At 69.9% G+C, this 11,954-nt stretch carries 7 protein-coding genes; 1 reads left to right on the top strand and 6 read right to left on the bottom strand.

All coding sequences use genetic code 11. The features are described from left to right. The first annotated feature begins 199 nt into the window (after positions 1-199). A complete protein-coding gene (locus ACZ5VQ_RS11530; RefSeq protein WP_469104714.1) occupies positions 200-1,087 on the top strand; it encodes a Cof-type HAD-IIB family hydrolase in 888 nt (295 codons plus the stop codon). Between the two features lie 109 nt (positions 1,088-1,196). Here the strand turns inward: ACZ5VQ_RS11530 and ACZ5VQ_RS11535 are convergent, their stop codons facing one another. The 6 genes from ACZ5VQ_RS11535 to hisC all read right to left on the bottom strand — a co-directional run bounded on the left by ACZ5VQ_RS11535 (position 1,197) and on the right by hisC (position 11,742). Beyond that, positions 1,197-2,243 (bottom strand): M23 family metallopeptidase, encoded by a 1,047-nt coding sequence (locus tag ACZ5VQ_RS11535; RefSeq protein WP_469104715.1) that lies wholly within the window; start codon positions 2,241-2,243, stop codon positions 1,197-1,199. Positions 2,244-2,413: 170 nt separating this feature from the next. Beyond that, positions 2,414-4,075 carry a GAF domain-containing sensor histidine kinase gene (locus ACZ5VQ_RS11540; RefSeq protein ID WP_469104716.1) on the bottom strand — a complete coding sequence of 554 codons (1,662 nt, stop codon included), beginning with the start codon at positions 4,073-4,075 and terminating at the stop codon, positions 2,414-2,416. 178 nt (positions 4,076-4,253) lie between these two features. Beyond that, a complete protein-coding gene (gene cydD, locus ACZ5VQ_RS11545; RefSeq protein WP_469104717.1) occupies positions 4,254-7,754 on the bottom strand; it encodes a thiol reductant ABC exporter subunit CydD in 3,501 nt (1,166 codons plus the stop codon). A 101-nt stretch (positions 7,755-7,855) separates the two neighbouring features. Then, the gene (gene cydB, locus ACZ5VQ_RS11550; RefSeq protein ID WP_469104718.1) at positions 7,856-8,860 is read right to left on the bottom strand and encodes a cytochrome d ubiquinol oxidase subunit II; all 1,005 of its coding nucleotides are present in this window, start codon (positions 8,858-8,860) and stop codon (positions 7,856-7,858) included. Positions 8,861-8,880: 20 nt separating this feature from the next. Beyond that, positions 8,881-10,389 carry a cytochrome ubiquinol oxidase subunit I gene (locus ACZ5VQ_RS11555; RefSeq protein WP_469104719.1) on the bottom strand — a complete coding sequence of 503 codons (1,509 nt, stop codon included), beginning with the start codon at positions 10,387-10,389 and terminating at the stop codon, positions 8,881-8,883. Positions 10,390-10,659: 270 nt separating this feature from the next. Then, on the bottom strand, positions 10,660-11,742 hold the full coding sequence (hisC, locus tag ACZ5VQ_RS11560; protein ID WP_362071279.1) for a histidinol-phosphate transaminase: 1,083 nt from the start codon (positions 11,740-11,742) through the stop codon (positions 10,660-10,662). Positions 11,743-11,954: the final 212 nt, after the last annotated feature.

Below are 11,954 nucleotides of genomic sequence, written 5' to 3' on the forward strand. Positions count from 1 at the left end.
CTTGGCTCCGGCGCCTCGTTCCCGAAGCTCGCTACCGAGGCGCTGACCGGGCGCTCGGGCGGCCGCTCGGGCGGCCGCTTCGACGGTCCTTCACCGGGTTCCCTCCAGGATGACCGCACCGCACCCCCTGAACGACAAAGGTGCAGGTGAAGGCAGGCGTCACTCAAGTGTGCGGACCGCCGCACGCCCGTGCGCGCATATGCGGGAGAATGAGGAAGTGACCTCAGCGACCCGACGGCCCGGGAACCCGGCCTCCACTCTCCCGCCCCGGCTGATCGCCACAGATCTCGACGGCACCCTGCTGCGCGACGACAAGTCCGTCTCGCCGCGCACGATCGCCGCCCTGGCCGCCGCCGAGGAGGCAGGCATCGAGGTCTTCTTCGTGACCGGGCGGCCCGCCCGCTGGATGGACGTCGTCAGCGACCACGTCCACGGTCATGGCCTCGCCATCTGCGGGAACGGCGCCGCCGTCGTCGACCTGCACGGCGGCCCCGGCGCCCACCGCTTCGTCAAGGTCAGGGAGCTGGCGCGGGAGAACGCGCTCGACGCGGTACGGCTGCTCCGTGACGCCGCGCCGGGCACGGTGTTCGCCATCGAGCAGACGTACGGTTTCTACCAGGAGCCGGGGTATCCGAAGCTGCACATGGAGACCCCGGACACCCTCGCGCCCGCCGAGAAGCTCCTGGCGCCGGACGCACCCGGTGCCGATGAGCCCGTGCTCAAGATCCTCGCCTTCCACCACGAGATCGCCCCGGACGACTTCCTCATGACGGCCCGCCTGGCCATCGGAGACCGGGCCAACGTCACCCGCTCCAGCCCGAGCGCGCTCCTGGAGATCAGCGGGCCCGGAGTCTCGAAGGCCAGCACGCTCGCCCTGTGCTGCGCCGAGCGCGGTATCTCGCACGAGGAGGTCGTCGCCTTCGGCGACATGCCCAACGACGTGGAGATGCTCACCTGGGCGGGCACGTCGTACGCGATGGGCAACGCCCACCCCGACGTGATCGCGGCAGCCTCCGGTCGTACGGTCGCCAACAACGAGGACGGGGTGGCCGTCGTGATCGAGCGGATGCTCGCGGAACGCCGGTAGCCGGTCGGACACTCGCCGAGCGCCAGTGGCCGAGCCGGCACTCGCAGGGCGCCGGTAAGGGACGGCGTCCTGGCGCCTGCCCCTTACCGCCCCTCTCCTGGACCTCGATCTACAGCCGAACCCCTCGCGTGGCCAGCCACTCCCGCGGATCGACGCCCGATCCCAGCTGAGGCGTCAGGCGTACCTCGAAGTGCAGATGCGGGCCGGTCGAGTTGCCCGTCGTGCCCGACTGACCGACCCACTGTCCCGCGGCCACCCGCTCTCCCTGTTCCACGGTGACGGCGGCCAGGTGGGCGTACTGGGTGTAGTAGCCCCCCGCGTGTTTCACCACGACCTCGATCCCGAACGCGCCGCCGCACGACACCTTCACCACCCGCCCCGCGCCCACCGACCGCACCGGCGTGCCGATGTCCACCGCGAAGTCCTGCCCGGTGTGCCGGCTCGCCCAGCGATCACCGCCGCTGCCGAAGCCCGAGGAGAGTTCGTACGTCTCCACGGGCGCGACCCATGGCTGGACGAAGCCCGTTCGCGGCTGGTCGAGCCGGACGGCGCCACGGCACGCGCCGGCCGCGACCGCGGCGTCCGCCTGCCCCTGGAGCGTCCACTGCGCCTCTTCCAGCTTCTTCTCGATACCCCGCTTGATCTCGGCGAGTTCGCCGTTGCGCCGCTCCAGCACCTGCCAGGCCGACGCCGCCTTCTCCTCGTCGGCGGCCAGCCGGGCCTCGGCCCTGCGGCTCTTGGTGACGGCGTTGTTGACCGCGAGATCCGCCTGCCAGACGGCACGCTGACCGCGCATCAGTTCCTCGGGGCTGTCCGCGAGCAGCATCTGCGCGGTGTGCGGGAGCCCGCCGCCGCTGCGGTACTGGGCACGCGCGATCCGGCCGAGGTCGCCGTGCAGCGCGGCGATGTCCTTTCGCTCACGCGTGAGGAGCCGCTCAAGACGCTGCGCCCGGCCCCGCTGCACCTCGGCCTCCCGGCGCCCCGTCTCGTACTGCTGCGTCGCCAGCGAAGCCTCCTCGTACAGCCGCACCACCTCGGCGCTCAGGCCGCCCGGGGTGTCGGCGTCTCCCGTGGCCGACGTGGGCCGGGCAACCAGGACGGCCAGCGCGCACAGCAGCACGGGGACGATCAGGGGACGGCGACGACGTGAGCGCATGACATCGATCGTGTCGCGCTCAAGCGGCTCCGGTCCTGTTCAAGTCGTACACCTGGGGGACCGGTTGTCACGGATGGACCACTCCACTGAGCCGAACAGGGGCCTGGTCGAGGGAACTTCGGCGGGTCGCTTGCGCGGCTGCCCGAACCGGCCGAACGCACCGGGTTCATTCAGTACGGCGCCTCCCACACCACCGACGCGCCACCGCCGTTCTCCCCGCTGCCCGGCCCGTACCAACTGTCCCCGCCCAACGACTCCGCCCGTCGCGCCAGGTTCTTGAGCCCGCTGCGCCGCCCGCCCTCGGGGATGCCGACGCCGTCGTCCGTGACGGTCAGCCGTACGCCGGGCCGCCCGTCCGGCAGTCGTACGGTCGCGTCCACGGTGACGTCGATACGGGACGCCCCCGCGTGCCGGAAGGCGTTGGACAGGGCCTCGCGGAGGGCCGCGATGAGGTTCTTGGCCGTGAGTTCGCCGACCACCATGTCGACGGGGCCGACGAAGTGGTGCGACGGCCTGAAGCCGAGCGGCACGGCCGCCATGCTGATCTCGCGCATGACGCGTGTCCGCAGCCCTGTCGGCGCCTCGGCCGGTTCCTGCTGAAGCGCGAAGATGGCGGTGCGGATCTCCTGGATGGTGACGTCGAGTTCGTCGACCGCCTTGCCAACGCCCTGCCGCACCTCGGGCGCTACGGACCTCCGCTGTGCGCTCTCCAGCATCATCCCGGTGGTGAACAGCCGCTGAATGACGAGATCGTGCAGGTCACGGGCGATCCGGTCGCGGTCCTCATAGACCGCGAGCCGCTCCCGATCCCGCTGCGCCTCCGCCATCATCAGTGCCAGAGCGGCCTGCGAGGCGAACCGCGTCGCCAGGTTGCGCTCGGTCTCCGAGAACGGCCGCGCGCCCTCCGAGCGCGCCATGACAAGGGTTCCCAGAACCCGGCCGCCGCTCTGGAGAGGCAGGAGCATCGTCGGCCCGTAGCCGCCGGAGAGGTCGCTGAGCATGCGCGGGTCGGTTGCCGCGTGCTCGACGAACACGGCTTCTCCCGCGAGGAGTTCGCCCACGACCTCGTTATCGGCCGGCACGACCAGCCCCAGTGCCTTCGACGGCCGCTCGGACGCCACGGCGACGATCTCCAGACCGCCCTCGGCCGCGGGCAGCAGTACGAGTCCGGCAGCCGAGTCGGAGAGCCGGCGAGCCTGTTCCGCGACCACCTGCAGGGCCTCGTCGGCGTCCCCGCCGGACAGGAGCGCGGTCGTGACGGCCACGGATCCGTCGATCCAGCGCTCGCGCTGCTTGGCGGCCTCGTACAGACGCGCGTTCCCGATGGCGATGCCCGCCTCCCCGGCCAGCACACGCAGCATGTCGAGGTCGTGGTCGTCGAACGGCCCTCCGCCGCGCTTCTCGGCCAGGTAGAGGTTGCCGAAGATCTCCCCCTGCACACGGATGGGCACCCCTAGGAAGCCACGCATCCGTGGATGGTGCTCCGGGAACCCACACGACCGGGGGTCTTCCGTCGGCTCCGCGAGCCGCACGGGTTCGGGATCGCGGAGGAGTGCCCCGAGCAGCCCTTCGTGCCCGTCCGGGAACCGCCCGATCAGCCGGGCCGTCTCCCCATCGACCCCCTGGTACACGAACTCGGCCAGCCCGTTTCCGTCCTCCGCCGCCACGCCGATCGCCGCGTACCGCGCGTCGGCCAGATCCGCCGCGGTCCCACAGATCCGCTCCAACGTGGACCGCAGCTCAAGCCCACTCCCCACGGACCGCATCGCTTCCAGCAACCGCGGCACATCGTCGGAATCCGGGGCACCACCGAGGCTCGGCACGACTGGCATACACAGAGCCTAATTAGTCCCTTTTGCGAAGGAAAGCCGAAGCCTTCGAGCCAGGACCACGGCCATCCGCTTCGAGGGGCGATCGGGCTCACTCACAACGGGCACAACCGCCCGCTTTCAGGGGCGCGGGGAACTGCGCGATCAGCCTCCGCGGCCGACCCACCACCGCAACCAACCCTCACCGCACACCGACCAGCCGCTCCGTCCGGCTCTCCCGCTCGAACATCCCCCGCAACGCCCCCTCCGCACGCACCAACTCCCCGTACGCCCCCCGCTGCACCACACACCCGTCATCCAGCACGATCACCTCGTCGACCGCCTCAAGCCCCGCCAGCCGATGCGTGATCAACAACGTCGTACGCCCCTCGGTCGCGGCCAGCAGATCGGCGGTGAGCGCGTCCGCGGTCGCCAGATCAAGATGCTCCGCGGGCTCGTCGAGAACGAGCACGGGAAAGTCCGCGAGCAACGCCCGCGCCAGAGCGAGCCGCTGCCGCTGCCCCCCGGACAACCGCGCCCCGTGCTCCCCGATCAACGTGTCGAGTCCGTCGGGCAGCCCGTCGACCCAGTCGAGCAACCGCACCCGTCCCAGCACGTCCCGCAGTGCGGAATCGGTGGCGTCCTTCCGAGCGAGCAGCAGGTTCTCCCGTACCGAACTGTCGAAGAGATGGGCGTCCTGCGCACACAGCCCGACCAGCCGCCGTACGTCGTCACTGTCCATGCCGTACGCGTCGACGCCGCCCAGCGTGTACGTCCCCGCACCCGCGTCCAGGAACCGCAGCAACACCTGGGCGAGGGTCGTCTTGCCCGCCCCTGACGTCCCCACCACAGCGGTGCGACGTCCGCGTTCGAGCGTCAGGTCGACCCCGGCGAGCGCATCCCGCCCCTGTCCGGCGTGACGGGCGACCAGGCTCTTCACCACGACGGGGAACGGCGTCTCGGGCGCCTCCAGCGGCCGCTCCGGTTCGCGTACGGGCTCGGGCGCGTCCAGCACCTCGTACACGCGCTCCGCGCTCTTGCGCACCCGCTGGCGGTACTGGACCGCGAGCGGCAGCCCCAGGACGGCCTCGAAGGCGGCGAGCGGGGTGAGGACGACGACGGCCATCGCCACGCCGCTGAGCCGTCCGTCGAGGACCGCCTGGGCGCCGACGAGGGCGGTGGCCGCGACGGTGAGTCCGGAGACCAGCGCGATGAGCCCGTCGCCGAGCGCGGTGGCGGTAGCGGCACGCGAGGCGATACGGGTCAGCTCGCCGTCGGCCCGCCGCACCTCGGCGGTACGCGCGGGCAGCGCACCCGCGACCGTCAACTCGGCGGTCCCCGTGAGGAGATCGGCCACCCGGGTCGCCAGTACTCCGCGTGCCGGGGCCAGCCGGCGCTCCGCACGGCGTGCGACGGCACCGGTCACCAGCGGGACGCCCACCCCGGCGGCCAGCAGCCCGAGTGCGAGGGCAACTCCGGCCTCCGGCAGCAGCCAGGCCGTGAACCCGACGGAGCCGGCGGACACGACGGCCGCGGCCGCGGCGGGCAGCAGCCAGCGGAGCCAGTAGTCCTGCAACGCGTCGACGTCGGCGACAAGTCGCGAGAGCAGATCACCGCGACGAGCGGTACGCAGCCCGGCGGGCGCGAGCCGTTCGAGGCGCCGGTACACGGCGACCCGGGTGTCCGCGAGCATCCTCAGCACCGCGTCGTGCGACACGAGCCGCTCGGCGTACCGGAAGACGGCCCGTCCGATTCCGAACGCCCGCGTGGCCGTCACGGCGACCATCAGATAGAGCACGGGCGGCTGCTGGGAGGCCCTGGAGATCAGCCAGCCGGAGGTGGCCATGAGGCCGACGGCACTGCCTAGCGCGAGACTGCCGAGCAGGAGCGCAAGCACCAGGCGCCCGCGCCGAGGCCCGGCCATGGCACGCACACGCGTCAGGACGCCTTGCCGCCTCTCCGGCCGCAGGGCCGCCTCTTCCTCGCGACCCGCGGGCACCGCGGCCACCACGTCGGTCCGAAGCTCCTTACCGCCGCCGGAGCTCACGGAACCGTCCACCGCGACGGGCGCCTCCGGATCCAGTCGCACCACCCGGTCCGCCACGTCCAGCAGCGCAGGCCGGTGGACGACGAGCAGCACGGTCCGCCCCACGGCCAGGCGCCTGACCGCCTCCACGACCTCGGCCTCGGTCGCCCCGTCCAGCGAGGCCGTCGGCTCGTCGAGCAGCAGCACCGGCCGGTCCGCGAGGAACGCCCGTGCCAGAGCGAGCCGTTGACGCTGACCGGCGGAGAGCCCGGCACCTTCCTCACCCAGTACCGTCCGTACGCCGTCAGGCAGCGCGTCCACGAATTCAAGAGCCCCGGCATCGGCCAGCGCCCGCCGCACCGCGGAGTCGTCGGCGTCCGGCCGCGCCAGCCGTACGTTCTCGACGACGGACCCGGCATACAGATGAGGCCGCTGCGGCACCCACGCGACCTGTGAACGCCACTCCTCCAGGGAGGTCTCGGTGAGATCAGCTCCCCCGACACGCACCCGCCCCGAGGTGGGTGCCACGAATCCCAACAGCACGTTCAGAAGCGTCGACTTGCCCACTCCGCTGGGTCCGACGAGTGCCACCGTCTCCCCGGGGTCCACCACGAAGGACACGTCGGACACCGCGTCCGAGGACCGCCCGGGGTACCGGACCGTCACTCCTTCGAAGCGCACCCCTCCGGAGGACGACACCGCGCCGGTCCCGGACGTCGGCTCCGGTGTCTCCAGGACCTCGAAGATCTCTTCGGCGGCGGACAGCCCTTCCGCCGCCGCGTGATACTGCGCCCCCACCTGCCGCAGCGGCAGATAGGCCTCGGGCGCGAGAACGAGGACGACCAGACCGTCGTACAACGCCATCTCGCCGTGGACGAGCCGCATTCCGATGGTCACCGCGACCAGGGCCACCGAGATCGTGGCGAGCAGTTCCAGCGCGAAGGACGAGATGAAGGCGATCCGCAGGGTGCGCATGGTCGCCTGCCGGTAGTCCCCGGTGATCCGGCGGATCGAGTCGGCCTGCGCCTTGGCCCGCCCGAACACCTTGAGCGTGGGCAGTCCCGCGACCACGTCCAGGAAGTGGCCCGATAGCCGTGACAGCAGCCGCCACTGGCGGTCCATCTGAGACTGGGTGACCCAGCCGATGAGCATCATGAAGATCGGAATGAGCGGCAGGGTGCCGACGATGATCGCCGCCGACACCCAGTCCTCGGTGACGATCCGCGCGAGCACCGCCACCGGCACGACCACCGCGAGCCCCAACTGCGGGAGATAGCGCGAGAAGTAGTCGTCCAGCGCGTCGACCCCGCGGGTGGCGAGCGCGACCAGCGAACCGGTCCGCTGCCCGCTGAGCCAGCCGGGGCCGAGCGCACCGGCACGCTCCAGCAGCCGCCTCCGCAGCTCCGACTTGACCGCCGCGCTCGCCCGGTGTGCGGCGAGTTCGGTGAGCCAGGAGACACACGCCCTGCCGACCGCGACCGCCGCCAACAACAGGAGCGGCGTGCGCAGTTCGGCAACCGACAGTTCGTGCTGGAAGGCACCGACCACCACTTCGGCGATGAGCATCGCCTGGGCGATGACCAGCCCCGCCCCCACAACTCCCAGACCGACAACGGCGATCAGGAACAGGCGGGTGGCGCGGGCGTATCGCAGCAGTCGCGGGTCGATCGGTTTCACGTGAAACACACCCTTGGGTCAAGCAGGCGTGTTTCACGTGAAACACACCCTCTTCTCATTGGGCATGTTTCACGTGAAACATGCCCATGGATTCATCGGTGCTAGTGCGCGGCCTCGGCGATGTGCTGCGTACCGATCCGCTTGCGGAACACCCAGTACGTCCAACCCTGGTAGAGCATCACCACCGGCGTCGCGATGACCGCACACCAGGTCATGATCTTCAGCGTGTACGGGCTGGACGAGGCGTTGGTCACCGTCAGGCTCCACTCGTCATTGAGCGAGGACGGCATGACGTTCGGGAAGAGCGACAGGAACAGCATCGCGACGGCGGCGATGATGGTGAGGCCCGACAGCGCGAACGCCCAGCCCTCGCGCCCCATCTGGTTCGCCCCGATCGCCGCGACCAGAGCGACGACGGCCACAACCAGCGCGACCAGGCTCTTGCCGTCACCGTTGTCGGCCTGGGTCCAGAGCAGGAAGGCCAGCGCGAGCACAGCCGTCACCAGACCGAGCCCGAGCGCCAGCTTCCTGGCCCGCTCGCGAATGTCACCCAGGGTCTTGAGCGCCGCGAACACCGCCCCGTGGAAGGTGAACAGCGACAGCGTCACCAGGCCGCCCAGGATGGCGTACGGGTTGAACAGGTCCCAGAGGTTGCCCACGTACTCGAAGTCCTGGTCGATCTTCACGCCCCGGACGATGTTGCCGAAGGCCACGCCCCACAGGAACGCCGGGAGCAGCGAGGTCCAGAAGATCGCGTTCTCCCAGTTGCGCTGCCACTGCTCCTCGGGCCGCTTCGCCCGGTACTCGAAGGCGACGCCGCGCACGATCAGGCAGACCAGGATGAGCAGCAGCGGCAGGTAGAAGCCGGAGAAGAGCGTGGCGTACCACTCGGGGAAGGCGGCGAAGGTCGCACCGCCCGCCGAGAGCAGCCACACCTCGTTGCCGTCCCAGACCGGCCCGATGGTGTTGATCAGCACCCGCTTCTCGGTCCGGTCCCGGGCGAGCAGCTTGGTGAGGACGCCGATCCCGAAGTCGAAGCCCTCCAGGAAGAAGTAGCCGGTCCACAGGACGGCGATGAGGACGAACCAGACGTCGTGAAGTTCCATGACTCAGCAGCTCCCTGGGCCTAGTACGAGAAGGCCATCGGCTTGTCGGCGTCCCGGGGGTCGCCGCCGATCTTCGTGGGCGGATTGAGGTCGGCCTCCGTGAGCTCGGGCGGACCGGCCTTGACGTACTTCACGAGCAGCTTGACCTCGATGACGGCGAGGATCGCGTAGAGCGTGGTGAAGACGATCATCGAGGTGAGGATCTCGCCCTGCGAGACGCCGGGGGAGACCGCGTCGCGGGTCTGGAGCACGCCGTAGACGACCCAGGGCTGACGGCCCATCTCGGTGAAGATCCAGCCCCACGAGTTGGCGATCAGCGGGAATCCCAGGGTCAGGATCGCGATGCGCCAGTACCACTTGGTGAGCGTCGGGCCGAGAGCCTTGTTCTTGAAGAGCACCAAGTGCGGCACTTCGTCGTCGCCGACCCGCAGATGCCGCCCCAGCATGAACTTCTTCCTGGTCAGCCAGAGTCCGGCCAGACCGATGGCGAAGGACGTCATGCCGAAGCCGATCATCCAGCGGAATCCCCAGTAGGCGACGGGGATGTTGGGCCGGTAGTCGCCGGGCCCGAACCGCTCCTGCTCGGACTTGTTGACGTCGTTGATGCCGGGGACGTACGAGGTGAAGTCGTCCTTGGCGAGGAAGGACAGGAGTCCCGGGATCTCTATGGCGACCTTGTTGTGGCCGGCCTCGACGTCCCCGTAGGCGAAGACGGAGAAGGGAGCGGGGGCCTCGCCGTCCCACAGCGCCTCGGCCGCGGCCATCTTCATCGGCTGCTGCTCGTACATGATCTTGCCGAGGGTGTCACCGCTGAGCGCGGTGAGCATGCCGCCGGCGACGACGGTGACCAGGCCGAGGCGCAGCGAGGTCTTCATCACGGGGATGTGCTTCTTGCGGACCAGGTGGAAGGCGGCGATGCCGACCATGAAGGCGCCACCCGTGAGGAAGGCCGCGGAGAGGGTGTGGAAGGCCTGCGCGAGCGCGGTGTTCTGGGTCAGTACCAGCCAGAAGTCGGTGAGTTCGGCACGGCCCTTCTGCTCGTTGATCCGGTAGCCGACGGGGTGCTGCATCCACGAGTTGGCCGCAAGGATGAAGTACGCCGACAGGATCGTGCCGATCGAGACCATCCAGATGCAGGCGAGGTGGATCTTCTTGGGCAGTTTGTCCCAGCCGAAGATCCACAGGCCGATGAAGGTGGACTCGAAGAAGAAGGCGATCAGCGCCTCGAAGGCGAGGGGGGCACCGAAGACGTCACCGACGAAGCGCGAGTAGTCGGACCAGTTCATGCCGAACTGGAACTCCTGCACGATGCCCGTGACGACGCCCATCGCGATGTTGATCAGGAAGAGCTTGCCCCAGAACTTGGTGGCCTTGAGGTACTTCTCGTTCTCCGTCCGCACCCAAGCGGTCTGCAGGCCGGCGGTGAGCGCGGCGAGCGAGATCGTGAGGGGGACGAAGAGGAAGTGGTAGACGGTGGTGATGCCGAACTGCCATCGCGCCAGCGTCTCCGGCGCCAAAGCCAATTCCACGTCGTCATCTCCTTACATCGCCGAGTTTCGGCGTCAGTTTGTCCCGCTTGTCGAAGACATCACGGGATCAACTGGGACACGCTTGTGAACGCGTTCACATTCACAAGCAATTATGACGCATGGCAGTTCGAGGGTTGACACGCGGGGGGTGCCGGATCGGTCACACCGGTCTTCGGACCGACAGGACCGGCACGGCGGACAGGCTCGACCGCCGGTCGGCACACACCCACCGACCGGCACCAACATCAGCTCCGGCACCCCACCGACCGGCTAGAGCTCCTTGCGGAACGCCTCGGTCGTCTTGAGGAAGATGTCGTTCGCCTCGGTCTCGCCCACCGTGACCCGGACCCCTTCGCCGGCGAACGGCCGCACGACGACCCCCGCCTGCTCGCAGGCCGAGGCGAAGTCGAGCGTGCGCTCACCGAGCCGCAGCCACACGAAGTTGGCCTGGGTCTCGGGCACCGTCCAGCCCTGCCCGCGCAGCGTCTCGACCACACGGGCGCGCTCGGACACCAGCGAACCCACCCGGCCGAGCAGCTCGTCCTCGGCCCGCAGCGAGGCGACCGCCGCGTCCTGCGCGAGCTGGCTCACGCCGAAGGGCACGGCCGTCTTGCGCAGCGCCGCCGCCACCGGCTCATGGGCGATCGCGAAGCCGACCCGCAACCCGGCCAGCCCGTACGCCTTGGAGAACGTCCGCAGCACGCACACGTTCGGACGCTCGCGGTAGAGCTCGACGCCGTCCGGCACCTCGGAATCGCGGATGAACTCCCGGTACGCCTCGTCGAGGACCACGAGGACATCGCTCGGCACCCGGTCGAGGAACCGTTCCAGCTCGGCCCGGCGCACCACGGTGCCCGTGGGGTTGTTGGGGTTGCAGACGAAAATCAGCCGGGTCCGCTCGGTGATCGCGTCCGCCATCGCGTCGAGGTCGTGCACGTCTCCGGGCGTCAGCGGCACCTTCACCGACGTCGCCCCGCTGATCTGGGTGATGATCGGATACGCCTCGAAGGACCGCCAGGCGTAGATCACCTCGTCGCCCGGCCCCGAGGTCGCCTGCAGCAGCTGCTGGGCGACACCGACCGAACCGGTGCCCGTGGCCAGATGCGCGAGCGGCACACCGAAGCGGTCCGCCAGCTCGTTCATCAGCCCCGTACAGGCCATGTCGGGGTAGCGGTTGAAGGCGCCGGCCGCCGAGACCACGCTCTCCATCACGCCGGGCAGCGGCGGGTAGGGGTTCTCGTTGGAGGACAGCTTGTACGCCACCGGGCCGTCCGCGGCCGCGGCGGGCTTCCCCGGCTTGTAGGTGGGGATACCCTCCAGCTCGGCACGCAGCTTCGGGCTCGTCTCGCTCACCGCACTCCTCCTCGTGACCGTCACCGGCTCATGACCACCACCGGCTACCAATACTCCTCACCTTAAGAGGATTCGGCTCCGCTGCGTATGGCCCGGGGCCGACCGCATCGGCGGCGCCCGGCAGCCGCGTACGCACTCCCGGGCATCACCGCCCGAAGGCGTACGAAAGAGGGGGCGCGCCACTCACCGGAGCACGCGCCGGTGGCTCGCGC

The sequence above is a fragment of the Streptomyces sp. NPDC033178 genome, assembly GCF_055577685.1.

What these genes read in the sequence shown, in the direction of transcription:
- ACZ5VQ_RS11530 (WP_469104714.1), top strand. Translation starts at nt 200, where the DNA reads ATGCGGGAGAATGAGGAAGTGACCTCAGCGACCCGACGGCCCGGGAAC.
- ACZ5VQ_RS11540 (WP_469104716.1), bottom strand. Translation starts at nt 4,075, where the DNA reads ATGCCAGTCGTGCCGAGCCTCGGTGGTGCCCCGGATTCCGACGATGTG.
- ACZ5VQ_RS11535 (WP_469104715.1), bottom strand. Translation starts at nt 2,243, where the DNA reads ATGCGCTCACGTCGTCGCCGTCCCCTGATCGTCCCCGTGCTGCTGTGC.
- cydB (WP_469104718.1), bottom strand. Translation starts at nt 8,860, where the DNA reads ATGGAACTTCACGACGTCTGGTTCGTCCTCATCGCCGTCCTGTGGACC.